Here is a 15,709-nt window from a genome sequence, read left to right as displayed (position 1 = left end):
TCACCCCTTCTATTCTCTATTTAAAATCCATTCGTGGTCAGGATCATTATGAAACTGCCACTTTCTAGTTGGGCCTGCCATTACATTCAAGTAATAAGAATCGTAACCATCTGGTACACTTACTGGGTGATACCCCTCTGGAACAACGACGACATCACCATTTTCTATAGCCATCGTTTCATCCAGTAAGCGATCATCTGTATACACTCGTTGAAAAACAAACCCTTGTCTGGGATTCATTTCATGATAATACGTTTCTTCTAATTTCGATTCTAGAGGCAAATTGTCTTGATCGTGCTTATGAGGTGGATAACTAGACCAGTTACCCCCATCAGTAAACACTTCCACAACTAACAAACGATCAGCAATTGGACTTGTATCTGGTAAAATATTATGCACCAAACGTTTATTCTGATATTTCCCTCTACGTTCAATGGTATTATCTGATGCTTTAATCAGAGTAGTTGTTTTTTTCTTATCAGATGGCGAGTAACATAGAATCACCGTGGCTTCGGTTATCGCTGTAATATCGAACGTTTGCTCTATCGAGATATAGACACTATCCGTTGGGATTTTTTCAAAAACGTTTTTTCGTGTGCCGATTGTCTTAAAGGTTTGTTCTCCATCTGTTACTGTGATTTTTCCTGTCAGGGCAACGATACACACTTCTTGCTTTCCTAATGATTCTTGAAATTTACTTCCACTCGTCATTTTTATGACTTTCAATTCAATGTACTGTAAAGCTGCATTATTTTTATTGATACGCTGAAGTAACGTGGTGCCTTTTGCTAACTCTTGTGGGATAGGTTTATACTTTAAATGAACCATCCTTACACCTTCTTTCCCATTAAATATTTGTCTTAGGATACCGTGCTGTGACTACTTTTTTACGCGTATAAAACTCTACACTGTCTTTGCCATTTGCATGAAGCGTTCCGTAAAACGAGGACTTCCAACCTGAAAACGGGAAGAATGCCATCGGCGCTGGTACACCTAAATTGATTCCTAGCATACCTGCATCAATATTTTCTCTAAAGTAACGAATCGCTGAGGCATTATTAGTGAACAGACAAGCTCCGTTTGCGAATTCAGACTGATTCGCTGTCGCAACGGCTTCTTGTAAGTTTTCTACTCTGATGATCGACAATACTGGAGCGAAAATTTCATCCCGCCAAATCGTCATATCCGTTGTCACACCCTCAAAAATAGTTGGACCAACAAAATAACCATTGTCTGGAATATTCTCCCTACCATCTGCAATCAAACGGGCTCCTTCTTCAATTCCTTTTTCAATATACGCTAGTGTTCTTTTTTGATTTTCTTCGCGAATAACTGGTCCTAAAAAGACACCGTCATCCAAGCCATTTCCGACTTTTACACCTGTTGCTTTTTCTTTTAACTTAGCGATAAAGGCATCTGCTATTTCTTCTTCAACGGTTACCACTGCACATGCCATACAACGCTCACCTGCAGAACCAAAAGCAGCAGATACAATATTGGTCACAGCATCATCTAAGTCTGCATCTTTTAAAACAATTGAATGATTTTTGGCCCCCGTCAATGCTTGCACTCGTTTCAAATTTTTACTACCTTCTGTATAAACATACTCGCCAACTGGTTTTGAGCCAACAAAGGAAATCGCTTTCACTTCCGGGTGCTCTAAAATTCCATTCACAACATCATGTGCGCCATATACAATATTAAATACGCCAGCTGGTAACCCCGCCTCTGTAAATAATTCAGCCAATCGTTCAGTTAGCAAAGGTGTTCTTTCCGACGGTTTTAAAACGAAACTATTTCCACAAGCGATTGCCATCGGAAACATCCAGCAAGGAACCATCATCGGAAAGTTAAAAGGCGAAATGCCCGCGACTACTCCAATTGGGTAACGATAGTTAGCAACTTCTACATCTGTTGCAATCGAAGATAATGAATCCCCCATCATTAATGTTGGCGTTCCAGCAGCAAATTCTACATTTTCAATACCCCTTTGCACTTCACCTAGAGCTTCGTTAAGATTTTTCCCATTTTCGAGCGTAATTAAACGAGCCAATTCCGCTTTATGTTTAATCAAGAGTTGTTGATAATTAAAAAGAATTCTGGCACGTCTTGGCACAGCTAGCTCTTTCCATGTTTCAAAAGCTTCACTAGCAATTGTGACAGCCTCTTCTAAATCTTCTTTTGTAGAAAGTGGTACTTCACACAACACTTCTTTCGTAGCTGGATTATAAACCGTTTCATATGTTTCTGTACGGCTAGACACCCATTTGCCACAAATATAATTTTTTAACTTTCGTATCGCTGCCATAATAACATCCTCCTTAGTTTCTATTAAAAATCAACACGTTGGTTACATCTTGATATTTTTGGTTAACTTTTGATTACATTGTACAATTCGTTTTTCTAATAGTCAACCCATTTTAGGTGAAAAGTTCTATTTTTTGGTCACTTCTTGCTAACTTCCGAGTCTAAAACAAAATAATGTGAATAAAAAAAGGCGAAATTACACATAATTGGTTATATGTTGATTACATTAAGACCATATGTTATAGTGAATCTAATCACACGAAGTGGAAAGGCTACGGAATATGAAATTACAACGTATACAGCAAATTGAAAATTACATACAACATCAAGGCAGTATTTCTCTTGATGAACTGTGTCATGTTTTCAACGTCTCTAAAAATACGATTCGCCGAGATATTAATGAATTGGAAAAGAGAGGAACTATAAAAAAAGTTTATGGTGGCGTCGTTTACGTAGAAAACAACTTGGTTTCTTTTGAAAATCGAACTATCTATAATCAGACAGAGAAGGAACAGATCGGTGCACGAGCCGCCTCGTTAATCAAAGAAGAAGATTTAATTTATGTTGATTCAGGCACAACAACTAGTCAAATTTTGAAACATATCGATCCAGAGTTATCGTTTACTTTATTAACAAATAATCTCGATATTATTAACCTTGCGGCCGCAATGAAAAATGTCCAACTGATCCTTATCGGTAATAGTTATAAAAGAGATACACGTTCTTTTGTCGGAATCGAGGATGAAACCATCGTGACTAGATACAATATAAACAAAGCATTCATGGCAGCAACTGGGGTTTCGATCACTAGTGGTTTAACAAATTCAGATTTGATGGAATATCGGATAAAAAAAATGATTGTCGAAAGAACCAAAGATGTTTATCTACTCGCCGATAGCTCGAAATTTGACCACTCTACTTTGCTGACCTATTCACCTTTAGAGAGTATCAAGGGCATCGTTACATCAAGAGATATACCTGAAGAATATGTAGAGTTTTGTAACTCACATACGATAGAACTTTTATATAGCAACTAGCTAGAAAAAAAGGAGGGCTTAACTTGCCATTACTAAAATTTGATTTGGTCGAAGGGCGCAGTAAAGAAGAAATCCAAACGATACTTGATATTGCTCATTCAGTAGTCTTAGCGTCTTTTGATGTTCCAACAGGCGATAGGTATCAAATCGTTACGCAGCACAAACCTTTTGAAATGGTGTTAGAAGATACCGGGTTGGGATTTAATAGAGATCCCGCTAAGATGATTTCATTAACCGTTATTAGTCGGCAACGAACTACAGCTCAAAAAGAAAAATTTTATCGATCACTGGCACAGCAATTATATGAGTTATGTGGGATTGCCCCTAAAAACTTACTTGTTTCTTTCGTCATCAATGATGATGCAGATTGGAGCTTTGGCTTTGGAGAAGCTCAGTTTCTGACTGGAAAGCTTTAAGATAAAAAAACAGACTGAAGAGAATTTCTTCAGTCTGTTTTTACGCCTTAAAACACAAAAAGCCGAAGGGAAATCCCCTTCGGCTTACGTCCGAGTACCCCGATGTTTTACGTCGGTTTTATTACTTTATATTAAATCGTTAAATTTAAATTATTTAGTGATTTCAGAAACAACGCCTGAACCAACAGTACGTCCGCCTTCACGAATAGAGAAACGAGTTCCGTCTTCGATAGCGATTGGGTGGATCAATTCAACGTCCATTGCAACGTTATCACCAGGCATTACCATTTCAACGCCTTCTGGTAATTCAACTACACCAGTTACGTCAGTTGTACGGAAGTAGAACTGAGGACGGTAGTTAGTGAAGAATGGAGTGTGACGTCCGCCTTCTTCTTTTGATAAAACATAAACTTCAGCTTTAAATTTTGTGTGTGGAGTGATTGAAGCAGGTTTTGCCAATACTTGTCCACGTTCGATATCTTCACGTGCAACACCACGTAATAAAGCACCGATGTTATCGCCAGCTTCAGCGTAGTCTAACAATTTACGGAACATTTCAACACCAGTAACTGTTGTTTTAGCAGTATCTTCTTTAATACCAACGATTTCGATTTCGTCACCAACGCGAACTTCTCCACGTTCAACACGGCCAGTAGCAACTGTACCACGTCCAGTGATTGAGAATACGTCTTCGACTGGCATCATGAATGGTTTGTCAGTATCACGAGTTGGAGTTGGGATATACTCATCAACTGCAGCCATTAATTCCATGATTTTTTCTTCGTATGAAGCATCGCCTTCTAAAGCTTTCAAAGCAGAACCAGCGATAACAGGAGTGTCGTCACCTGGGAAGTCATATTCAGATAATAAATCACGAACTTCCATTTCTACTAATTCTAATAATTCTTCGTCATCTACCATATCCATTTTGTTTAAGAAAACAACGATATATGGTACACCAACGTTACGTGATAACAAGATGTGCTCACGAGTTTGAGGCATAGGACCATCAGCAGCAGAAACTACTAAGATAGCTCCATCCATTTGTGCAGCACCAGTGATCATGTTTTTAACGTAATCCGCGTGTCCTGGGCAATCCACGTGTGCGTAGTGACGAGCATCAGTTTCATACTCGATGTGAGAAGTGTTGATTGTGATACCACGTTCTTTTTCTTCTGGAGCGTTATCGATATCAGCATAGTTTTGAGCTTCACCGCCACCGTGTTTAGCTAACACAGTTGCGATTGCAGCAGTTAATGTAGTTTTACCATGGTCAACGTGTCCAATAGTACCAATGTTTACATGGGGTTTAGAACGGTCAAATTTTTCTTTAGCCATTTTAAATGTTCCTCCTAAAATATATGAATTTTTATTTTATTTGATAGATAGTGACAACTACCTGATCATCTTTTATAAGTTTAACCGAAATCGTTCGAAAATCCTAGTCATAAATAAGTAACGACTTATTTCTTAACTATTATGCGTTGTTTCCGCCATTTTTCTTGATGATTTCTTCTTGTACAGATTTTGGTACATCTTCATAGTGGTCAAAGACCATCATAAACGTACCGCGACCTTGTGTTGCTGAACGTAATGTTGTAGCATAACCGAACATTTCAGCTAGAGGCACCATCGCGTTAACGATTTGTGAATTACCGTGTGCTTCCATACCTTCAACACGTCCACGACGACTTGTAACGTGTCCCATGATATCACCTAAGTAATCTTCTGGTACAGTGATTGTTACTTTCATCATTGGTTCTAAAATTACAGGCATTGCTTTTTTAGCAGCCGCACGTAGCGCCATAGAAGCAGCTACACGGAAGGCTGTTTCATTTGAATCGACATCATGGTATGAACCGTCGTAAAGTTTTGCTTTGATATCCACTAATGGATATCCAGCAAGAACACCGTTGTTCATTGATTCTGCCAAGCCTTTTTCAACCGCAGGGATGTATTCACGAGGAACCACACCACCGACGATAGCATTTTCAAATTCGAAGCCTTTACCTTCTTCGTTTGGTGTAAATTCAACCCAGACATGTCCGTATTGACCTTTACCACCAGACTGACGTACAAACTTACCTTCTGCCTGAGTTACAGGAGCACGGAAAGTTTCACGGTATGATACTTGTGGAGCACCAACGTTAGCTTCAACCTTGAACTCACGTTTCATACGGTCTACTAATACGTCTAAGTGCAATTCACCCATACCAGAGATAACTGTTTCACCAGTTTCAACGTTCGTTTCAACGCGGAATGATGGATCTTCTTCTGCAAGTTTTTGCAAGCGCTACACCCATTTTATCTTGGTCAGCTTTTGATTTAGGTTCAACAGCTACTTGGATAACTGGTTCTGGGAACTCAATTGATTCAAGAATAACTGGTGAATCTACCGCACATAAAGTATCACCAGTTGTTGTATCTTTCAATCCAACAGCTGCTGCAATATCTCCTGAGAACACTTTGTCAATTTCTTTACGAGTGTTCGCGTGCATTTGTAAAATACGACCGATACGTTCTTTTTTGTCTTTAGAAGCGTTCAATACGTATGAACCACTTTCAAGGACACCAGAATAAACACGGAAGAATGTTAGACGACCTACGAATGGGTCAGTCATCACTTTAAATGCTAGCGATGAGAAAGGTGCTTCGTCATCAGCAGGACGAGTTGTTTCTTCGTCTGTTTTAACGTCGATCCCTTTGATCGCTTCAATATCTAGTGGTGATGGCAAGTAATCAAGAACTGCATCAAGCATTAATTGAACACCTTTATTTTTAAAGGCAGAACCAGCCATTACTGGGAAGAACTCAACGTTGATCGTTGCTTGGCGGATGCCCGCTTTTAATTCTTCGATTGTAATTTCTTCACCATCAAGATATTTCATCATTAGGTCTTCATCAGTTTCAGCAACTGCTTCAACTAATTTTTCACGCCATTCAACTGCTTGATCCATATATTCTTCTGGAATTTCAGTTTCTTGAATGTCTGTACCTAAGTCATTTGTATAGATTTCAGCTTTCATCGTAATTAAATCGATGATCCCTGTGAAGTTATCTTCTGAACCAATTGGTAATTGGATTGGATGAGCGTTAGCTTGTAAACGATCATGTAATGAGTTTACAGAGTATAAGAAATCCGCACCGATTTTATCCATTTTATTACAGAAAACAACACGTGGAACTTTATATTCAGTTGCTTGACGCCAAACTGTTTCAGTTTGAGGTTCCACACCTGATTGTGAGTCAAGAACGGTCACAGCACCATCCAATACACGTAGTGAACGTTGAACTTCAATAGTGAAATCCACGTGTCCTGGTGTATCGATAATGTTTACACGGTACCCTTTCCACTCTGCAGTTGTTGCAGACAGACGTGATCGTGATACCACGTTCTTGTTCTTGTTCCATCCAGTCCATTTGTGATGCACCTTCGTGCGTTTCACCAATTTTGTGGATTTTACCAGTATAGTATAAAATACGCTCTGTTGTTGTAGTTTTACCCGCATCAACGTGCGCCATAATACCGATATTACGAGTGTTTTCTAACGAAAATTCTCTTGGCATTCTAGGTTTCTCCTCTCTTTATTTAAATCGATTGTAAAGTGACTGTCTGCAGTAAAGTTAAATTACATACAGAGAGGATCTTACCAACGATAGTGTGCAAACGCACGGTTAGCGTCCGCCATTTTGTGTGTGTCTTCACGTTTTTTAACAGAAGCACCAGTGTTATTGGCAGCATCCATGATTTCTTTCGCTAGACGTTGTTCCATTGTATGTTCACCGCGTAGGCGAGCATAGTTAACAACCCAACGTAAACCTAAAGTTGTACGACGTTCTGGACGAACTTCAACTGGTACTTGATAGTTAGAACCCCCAACACGGCGAGCTTTTACTTCTAGTACAGGCATAACGTTTTTCATTGCTTGTTCGAAAACTTCCAATGGATCGTTCCCTGTAGATTCTTTGATGATATCAAATGAATTATAGATGATATTAGCAGCAATCCCGCGTTTACCATCAACCATTACACGGTTGATCAAGCGAGTTACTAATTTTGAGTTATAAATTGGATCTGGTAAAACATCGCGTTTTGTAACAGGACCTTTACGTGGCATCCGTAACTCCTCCTTCCGAAAATTCTTTATTATATAAGACCTTAGTGATTGTCAAATTATTTAGCAGCTTTAGGCATTTTAGTACCATACTTAGAGCGGCTTTGTTTACGATCTGTAACGCCGGCTGTATCAAGCGCACCACGTACGATATGATAACGTACCCCTGGTAAATCTTTTACACGTCCACCGCGTAATAGTACCACGCTATGTTCTTGTAAGTTGTGACCAATACCTGGGATATAAGCTGTTACTTCGATTAAGTTAGACAAACGAACACGGGCATATTTACGTAAAGCCGAGTTAGGTTTTTTAGGTGTCATTGTTCCCACACGAGTACAAACCCCACGCTTTTGTGGTGAGTTTACGTTCGTTTGAGATTTCTTAAAGCTATTATATCCTTTGTTCAACGCTGGTGAATTAGATTTCTCCACCTTTGATTTACGAGGTTTACGTACTAATTGATTAATTGTAGGCATTCCTTGTTTCCTCCTTCCTCTTTTCGCATCTAGTTCCACACATCCAGGTGGTTCTTTTTTAGCGATAAAAAATAATGCAATCTCTGCACTTATTATCAAATATGCTTCGATAGACAGTCAGCACGTCTCAACGAGAGACCTGTAGATAAAGCACCTTTGCTAGGATAGCATGATAATATACGTATGTCAACCACTTACGAAGTTTTTTTGTATAAAACGAGAGATTATTTAGTATCTTTTTTTCTAGGAGCATTTATATAGTAGAAAATAGGAATCTTTCTAATTCATTCTATCTTTTTTTTTCGTTTAACGGTACAATGTGTTTGATTATTTGAAAGGGGTAAACAAGTGGATGAATCTTAAACAAATGGCAGGAATCGAAGCAGCAAGATATGTAGAAGATGGTATGATCGTAGGCCTGGGAACTGGATCTACTGCAAAATTTATGGTGGATGAAATTGGGCGCCGCGTGAAAGAAGAAGGCTTATCTATCGTTGGTGTCACTACATCAAAAGAAACGGAGCGTCAAGCACTAGCATTAGGTATTCCTTTGAAAGGGATCGATGAGGTTCCTTATGTCGACTTAACGATTGATGGAGCAGATGAAATCAGTGAAGATTTCCAAGGTATCAAAGGTGGCGGTGCTGCTTTATTGTTCGAGAAAATCGTTGCAACCTATTCAAAAAAATGCATTTGGATCGTCGATGATTCAAAACTTGTAAAAAAACTTGGTAAATTCCCGTTGCCTGTTGAAGTCGTTCCATACGGTAGCCAACAACTCGTTCGTTTATTTGAAGAAAAAGGGTTTGCGCCTGTTTTGCGTACCACTCCTAATGAAGAACTATTGGTCACTGACGGCGGCCATTCTATCATTGATCTCCATTTAGAAGAAATCACTGACCCGATTGCATTAGGCACCTATTTAGATCAGTTGGTTGGTGTTGTTGAACACGGATTATTTCTTAATGTTGTTTCAACTGTTATCGTAGGTGGACAAGCAGGGCCAAAAACGATTCATGTATCAGAATAGCAAAACATTTGAAATAGATTTGAAAACAAAGAATAGCATTAAAAAAAGATAAAAAAACACCTATCATTCCATTCGTTTATATGCTACATTTTTAGTATCCTATTTTACTTTTTACTAGAAAGGACGAACGATGAAAATAATTGGTTATGCACGTACAACAATCACAGACAACGATTTAGATGCTCAAATCAAAATCTTATCTGACTTCGGTTGCGACGACGTTTATCATGAATCTTTCGATGTTACAAATGACAAACGTCTCATTTCTGAACTTGATACAATCCTCAACAATTTAGAAGCAGGCGATACCTTAGTTATCTGCCGCTTGAATCGCTTAGGCCGTTCAACCCGCCAGTTGACTGAACTGACACAGACCTTCAAAGGATCTGGCATTCATCTAGTTAGCTTAGATGAAGAAATCGACACGCGCCTTCCAATGGGGGATATTTACTTCAAGTTGATGAATGGGTTGGCAAGGATGGAGTGCGATTTAATCACAGAACGTACTTTGATCGGATTGAAGAATGCTCGAAAAAAAGGCAAAATCGGAGGACGTCCTAAAATTGATACACGGACCGTAAAAAAAATCCGTCACTTATATCATGAAAAGAAAGAAACGATCCAATTTATTTCTTCAAAATGCAATGTTTCCGTTGGAACTTGCTACAAATACATCAATTTACCAGAAGCGGATGTTGCTAAAATTTCTCAATAATAGCAAGTTATTAATGGAAGTGCGTGTTAAGAAGAGTGTTGCCTGAATGCAACACTCTTCTTATTTGTTTTCGCTATTATAGATGTCTATTCCTTTAGACTACTATAAGAACTAGCGCCTCCAGTATTTTTTACTAATTTACAATGGAAATCTATTTTAAAACGGTGTACAATAGAACAGGAAATGAAAGTTTCAGAAACTACAACTCAAAGGAGAGCTATACATGCCAAAATTAGTATTTTCTCGTCATGGACTTAGTGAATGGAATGCGTTGAATCAATTTACAGGTTGGGCTGACGTAGATTTAGCACCACAAGGTGTTGAAGAAGCAATCGAAGGCGGCCGCAAAATCAAAGAAGCTGGAATTGAATTTGATGTAGCGTATACTTCTGTCTTAACTCGTGCTATCAAAACATGTAACTTGCTTTTAGAAAACTCAGATCAATTATGGGTTCCTCAAATCAAATCTTGGCGCTTAAATGAACGTCATTATGGTAAATTGCAAGGTCTAAACAAAAAAGAAACTGCTGAAAAATATGGAGATGACCAAGTACACATCTGGCGTCGTTCTTACGATACTTTACCTCCATTGATGGAAGCAACTGATGAGGGTTCTGCAGCGAATGATCGTCGTTATGCAATGTTGGACCAACGTGATATCCCAGGTGGAGAAAACTTAAAAGTTACGTTAGAACGTGCGTTACCATTCTGGCAAGATGAGATTGCTCCTGCTTTATTAGACAATAAAACGGTCTTAGTGGCAGCTCACGGTAACTCTTTACGCGCTTTAGCAAAACATATCGAAGGTATCTCAGATGAAGATATCATGGATCTTGAAATCCCAACAGGTCAACCACTTGTTTATGAATTAAACGATGATTTAACAGTAGCGAAAAAATACTACTTATAACACTTTAAGCCCTCAGAAACGCAAACGTTTCTGAGGGCTTTTTTAGTTATTACTCTACATTTCAGTATAAGTGTTGTAGCCCATTTTTATTAGCTTCTCGTTATGTGACAACTTCAAAATCGGACATGTTGTATTGAACATAGCATTGCTCCTCTAACAAGTGTACCGTGATCGAGGATCTTACTTTTTCTTGCAATGCATCTTTTGCAACGCTTCACAGTAAAATATCCAGCTTGTAGCAAGAACGTCAATAGATGCTTTCAAATCCGTTCGAATAATAGGACTAATCATTTCAAGCAAATCGGGTTGTTCGATATCTTTAAACTAAGCTTCCCAAAGCACCCAGTTTTTTGAATACGTTTCAGCAAACCATTACCTCATAGAAGTATCCCTTCTCAAGTAGAGATTGTTCGTTAAGCAAAACTAGATTCTGTTAAACATTCACGATAAATCGCTTCAACATCTGATTCCGCTAACGGAACAAAAGCCTCTGTTTTGATTGTACTATGCGCTACCGCTTGTTTCGCCATTTCTTCAAATTTTTCCTCATCAATCCCAACTTCTGGTAATGTCATAGGAATATCGCATGTCTTGAAGAAATCATATGTTGCTTGAATTCCTTTTTTCGCTGCAAGCATTGGGTCTTTCTCGTTGATTCCCCAAACGTTGTGCGCAAACTGAGCAAATCTCGTGACTGTTTTTTCATTAAGAACATAATTCATCCAACGCGGCGTTAAAATAGCCAAGCCAATTCCGTGCGTAATATCATAAAACGCACTTAACTCATGTTCCATCGCATGACATGACCAAACACCATGTTTCCCATTTCTGGTTAAACCGTTCAACGCTAAACTACTTGACCACATTAAGTTAGCACGAGCATCATAATTATCAGGTGTGGCAAGTGCAACTGGACAATTTTTGATGACGGCACGCATTATTCCTTCTGAAACAAAATCTTGTATATCTGTCCCTTCTGTAACATTGAAATAACTTTCAAAAAGATGACTTAGTATGTCTGCAGAACCTGCAGCTGTTTGATAAGTGGGTACTGTAAAAGTATTTTTCGGATCAAGGAAAGAAACTTTTGGAATCATTGATGGTCCACCAATACCTAATTTTTGATTTGTAGTTAGATTCGAAATAACTGCACCAGCATTCATTTCACTACCTGTTGCTGCTAACGTTAAGATGGTAACGATTGGCAACGCCTCGCCTTGATATCCTTTTCGCGCTACGATAATATCCCATGGATCTTCATCGCTATAAACGCCTGCTGCAACCACTTTAGCACAATCGATTGTTGAGCCTCCACCTACTGCCAAAATCACATTCACATCATTTTCGCGACATAGCGCTACGCCACGACGGACCGTTTCAATACGAGGATTCGGTTCTACACCGCTTAATTCGACAACTTTATTATGATTTTTTCCAAGTAATTCTATCACTTGCTCGTACAAACCATTTTTCTTAATACTCCCGCCACCATATACAAGCAACACGTTTTTACCATACACATCTAAAACATCCGTTAACTCTGTGTTTAAGCGGTCTTTTCCAAAACGAATATCTGTTGGTACATAAAATCTAAAATTATCCATTTTTTCTTCCTCCATCCAATCTAAAGTTCATCTTATATGATAGAGCAAGATGGCGAAAACGTCTCTTATTTTGCTTTTACTAGAAATCGTGTTTCGACTATTTTACATACTATCGCTGGGATTTCGCCTGTGGAACTTCTCTCCCTTCGCTCACCAAGTATTGTGCATCATCCGCTCTGCAAGCAATCGCTTTGATTTACAATAAGGGGGTGGGACATGACTCTACGAGTCACACCCCACCCCTAAGGAATCCAGATAAACGGTGGAAGCAGAAGCAACGCTCTCTTATTTCTCGGAGTTAAATACTTCTCTTCCAACCTCCTAACTATTAACTATTGATCGCAGTTTCTAATCCTACTTCGATCATATCATTGAATGTTGTTTGACGTTCTTCAGCAGTTGTTTCTTCACCTGTTACTAAACTATCACTCACGGTCATAATCGCCAACGCTTGAACATCAAATTTAGCTGCTAGATAATATAATGCGGCAGCTTCCATTTCAATCGCTAAAACACCTAATTTCCCTAATTCAAACACACCATCCATACTATCTTTATAAAAGACATCATCAGACAAAACGTTTCCTACGTGCGTGACAAATCTTTTTTCTTTCGCAACAGTGTATGATTTCAATAGCAAATCAAAATCAGCAATTTGCGGAAAATCATATTTCGGAAAGTCATTACGGATCATCGATGAGGGTGTAGCAGCGGCTTGTGCGATCACTAAATCTCTAACGTTCACTTTTTCAGAAATCGAACCGCAAGTACCTACGCGAATTAATTTTTTAACATCGTAAGAGTTGATCAATTCATGGGCATAAATGGTTGCAGAAGGCATCCCCATTCCTGTTCCTTGAACTGAAACACGTTCACCTTTATATGTTCCTGTATACCCTAACATCCCTCTTACTTGGTTGTAACAAACAGGATTGTCTAAAAACGTTTCAGCGATATATTTCGCACGTAGTGGATCTCCTGGTAGTAAAATTTTATCAGCGATTTCGCCTTGTTTTGCTTCAATATGGACACTCATATTTTTTCTCCTTTATAATGACTCTTTTATAATTCAGCTAACGTTGCTTTGATCAATTCTTTAAACTGTGCTTTAACACGTTCTGTTGTTTCGACAACTTCTGCATGATTCAGACTACTTTGCATGCCAGCGGCTAAGTTCGTGATACATGAAATACCCAAGACCTTCAACCCGCTGTGTGCTGCAACGATTACCTCAGAGACTGTTGACATCCCCACAGCATCAGCTCCCATCACACGAGACATACGAATTTCAGCTGGTGTTTCATACGTTGGTCCAGAATACCCCATGTAGACCCCTTCTTGCAGTGGTACATTTTGCTCTTTTGCCACTTTTTTAGCAATTTCAAAGTAAGCAGGTGTATACGCATGACTCATATCTGGGAAACGAGGTCCCATCGCTTCATCATTTTCCCCAATCAATGGATTATCGCCAGTAAAGTTAATATGATCTGTGATCAACATCAAATTACCTGGTGTGAAGGTTTCATTCACGCCACCTGCAGCATTTGTTACGACCATTGAATGAGCACCCATCGCAGCCATTAATCGAACGGGATAGGTCACTTTTTGCATTGAATGGCCTTCATAATAATGGAAACGACCTTGCATTGCTAAAACTTTTTTCCCGGATAGTGTACCGTAAACTAATTTACCAGCATGTCCAACAACTGTTGAAACCGCAAAATGAGGAACTTCTGAAAAAGGAATCGCAATGGCATCTTCCACTTCATCTGCTAACTCTCCTAAACCAGAACCCAGAATCAAACCAAAATCAACTTCGCCAACACCTTTTTCTTTTAAAAACGCTGTTGTCTCTTTTAACATTTCACCTAGTTTTGTCATCATGTCTCTCCTATACTAGTTTATTTAAAAAGCTTTCGCCGTTTTCTGTTTTTGGAACAGCAAAGTTTTCAGCCACTGTTGCTGAAATATCTGCATAATGCCCTTGCGCTAAACTACCTTGTCCGCTCATTTTTTTGCTGTAAACTAATAATGGAACATATTCTCTAGTGTGATCAGTCCCAGGAAATGTCGGGTCATTTCCGTGGTCAGCTGTAATCATCAGCAAATCATCTTCTTCTAATGACTCAATTATTTCTGGAAGTCTCAAATCAAATGCTTCAATTGCATGTGCATAACCAACTACATCACGACGATGACCGTATAACGCATCAAAATCAACTAAGTTAGTGAAACTCAAGCCTTCAAAATCTCGTTTCATCACGTTTAGCAATTGATCTACACCGTCCATATTGCTTTTCGTACGCACTGAGTCTGTAATACCTTGACCATTGAAAATGTCGTTGATTTTGCCGACTGCAATAACTTCCTTCCCATTATCCTTTAATGAATCAAGAACCGTTTTGCCAAATGGATCTAAGGCATAATCATGACGGTTACTTGTTCTAGTAAAGTTTCCAGGTTCACCAACATACGGACGAGCGATAATTCGACCGATCATATAAGGTTCATCTTTGGTAATGTCGCGAACATACTGACAAATACGGTATAATTCTTCCAGCGGAATGATCTCTTCATGCGCCGCAATTTGCAGCACTGGATCAGCAGATGTGTATACGATCAAGTCGCCCGTTTCCATTTGATGTTTTCCGTAATCATCTAAAACTGCTGTACCACTGTAGGGCTTATTACAAACTATTTTACGTCCTGAAAATTCTTCGATTTGTTTTAATAATTCTTCTGGAAATCCGTCTGGAAATACTCGGAAAGGTTTTTGAATATTCAAGCCCATAATTTCCCAATGTCCAGTCATAGTGTCTTTTCCAACTGAAATTTCTTCTAATTTCGTTGCATACCCTTTATGCTCAGCAACCGCTTCTACATTGTGAAGCGGGGCAATCGTTCCAAGTCCTAGATTTTCTAAATTAGGAATTGTCAAGCCTGCTTCTTTTGCGATATGTCCTAAAGTATCACTACCAACATCACCAAACTTTTCAGCATCAGGCGCTTCACCAATCCCGACTGAATCCATCACTATTAAATGTACACGTTTAAACATAACCATCCTTCTTTCTATTGATATTTGTTAAAAAATTT

At 38.9% G+C, this 15,709-nt stretch carries 14 protein-coding genes and 1 pseudogene; 5 read left to right on the top strand and 10 right to left on the bottom strand.

The genetic code is table 11. The annotated features are described in order from the left end of the window. Window positions 1-9: 9 nt before the first annotated feature. Both iolB and iolA read right to left on the bottom strand, forming a co-directional pair. Complete coding sequence (gene iolB, locus AC1PU0_RS01910) at window positions 10-828, bottom strand: 5-deoxy-glucuronate isomerase (RefSeq protein WP_206848415.1); 819 nt, start codon at window positions 826-828, stop codon at window positions 10-12. A gap of 19 nt (window positions 829-847) precedes the next feature. After that, window positions 848-2,308: a methylmalonate-semialdehyde dehydrogenase gene (gene iolA / locus AC1PU0_RS01905; RefSeq protein ID WP_206848413.1), complete on the bottom strand. Its 1,461-nt coding sequence runs from the start codon at window positions 2,306-2,308 to the stop codon at window positions 848-850. Between the two features lie 280 nt (window positions 2,309-2,588). Between iolA and AC1PU0_RS01900 the strand changes: the two genes are divergently transcribed. Both AC1PU0_RS01900 and AC1PU0_RS01895 read left to right on the top strand, forming a co-directional pair. Further along, the gene (locus AC1PU0_RS01900) at window positions 2,589-3,344 is read left to right on the top strand and encodes a DeoR/GlpR family DNA-binding transcription regulator (RefSeq protein ID WP_206848411.1); all 756 of its coding nucleotides are present in this window, start codon (window positions 2,589-2,591) and stop codon (window positions 3,342-3,344) included. A gap of 23 nt (window positions 3,345-3,367) precedes the next feature. Further along, the gene (locus AC1PU0_RS01895) at window positions 3,368-3,760 is read left to right on the top strand and encodes a tautomerase family protein (protein ID WP_206848410.1); all 393 of its coding nucleotides are present in this window, start codon (window positions 3,368-3,370) and stop codon (window positions 3,758-3,760) included. Between the two features lie 150 nt (window positions 3,761-3,910). On the opposite strand, the gene tuf is transcribed toward AC1PU0_RS01895, so the two are convergent. From tuf to rpsL, 4 genes and pseudogenes are all read right to left on the bottom strand, one after another. Further along, entirely contained in the window at window positions 3,911-5,098 is a 1,188-nt protein-coding gene (gene tuf / locus AC1PU0_RS01890) for an elongation factor Tu (RefSeq protein WP_010761693.1), read from the bottom strand. 139 nt (window positions 5,099-5,237) lie between these two features. Then, window positions 5,238-7,327: pseudogene (gene fusA / locus AC1PU0_RS01885) on the bottom strand (elongation factor G). Between the two features lie 80 nt (window positions 7,328-7,407). Beyond that, window positions 7,408-7,878, bottom strand: a complete 471-nt coding sequence (gene rpsG, locus AC1PU0_RS01880) for a 30S ribosomal protein S7 (protein WP_010761695.1) — start codon at window positions 7,876-7,878, stop codon at window positions 7,408-7,410. Window positions 7,879-7,934: 56 nt separating this feature from the next. After that, on the bottom strand, window positions 7,935-8,354 hold the full coding sequence (gene rpsL / locus AC1PU0_RS01875; RefSeq protein ID WP_010761696.1) for a 30S ribosomal protein S12: 420 nt from the start codon (window positions 8,352-8,354) through the stop codon (window positions 7,935-7,937). Window positions 8,355-8,706: 352 nt separating this feature from the next. Here rpsL and rpiA point away from each other — a divergent pair, with 352 nt between their 5' ends. The 3 genes from rpiA to gpmA all read left to right on the top strand — a co-directional run bounded on the left by rpiA (window position 8,707) and on the right by gpmA (window position 11,009). Continuing rightward, window positions 8,707-9,384, top strand: a complete 678-nt coding sequence (gene rpiA, locus AC1PU0_RS01870; protein WP_206835424.1) for a ribose-5-phosphate isomerase RpiA — start codon at window positions 8,707-8,709, stop codon at window positions 9,382-9,384. Window positions 9,385-9,514: 130 nt separating this feature from the next. Next, window positions 9,515-10,099, top strand: a complete 585-nt coding sequence (locus AC1PU0_RS01865; protein ID WP_069654069.1) for a recombinase family protein — start codon at window positions 9,515-9,517, stop codon at window positions 10,097-10,099. A gap of 223 nt (window positions 10,100-10,322) precedes the next feature. Then, window positions 10,323-11,009 (top strand): 2,3-diphosphoglycerate-dependent phosphoglycerate mutase, encoded by a 687-nt coding sequence (gpmA, locus tag AC1PU0_RS01860; RefSeq protein ID WP_025869861.1) that lies wholly within the window; start codon window positions 10,323-10,325, stop codon window positions 11,007-11,009. A 413-nt stretch (window positions 11,010-11,422) separates the two neighbouring features. Here the strand turns inward: gpmA and AC1PU0_RS01855 are convergent, their stop codons facing one another. From AC1PU0_RS01855 to deoB, 4 genes are all read right to left on the bottom strand, one after another. After that, a complete protein-coding gene (locus AC1PU0_RS01855; protein ID WP_206848409.1) occupies window positions 11,423-12,613 on the bottom strand; it encodes an iron-containing alcohol dehydrogenase in 1,191 nt (396 codons plus the stop codon). A gap of 328 nt (window positions 12,614-12,941) precedes the next feature. Next, window positions 12,942-13,649, bottom strand: a complete 708-nt coding sequence (gene deoD, locus AC1PU0_RS01850; RefSeq protein WP_069654071.1) for a purine-nucleoside phosphorylase — start codon at window positions 13,647-13,649, stop codon at window positions 12,942-12,944. A gap of 26 nt (window positions 13,650-13,675) precedes the next feature. After that, a complete protein-coding gene (locus AC1PU0_RS01845; protein WP_111248406.1) occupies window positions 13,676-14,494 on the bottom strand; it encodes a purine-nucleoside phosphorylase in 819 nt (272 codons plus the stop codon). A gap of 10 nt (window positions 14,495-14,504) precedes the next feature. Then, a complete protein-coding gene (deoB, locus tag AC1PU0_RS01840; protein WP_069654073.1) occupies window positions 14,505-15,671 on the bottom strand; it encodes a phosphopentomutase in 1,167 nt (388 codons plus the stop codon). Window positions 15,672-15,709 lie beyond the last annotated feature (38 nt).

Source organism: Enterococcus sp. XAF26B05_ASV22 (assembly GCF_056727285.1).
This window is presented reverse-complemented; position numbering and strand designations above follow the sequence as displayed.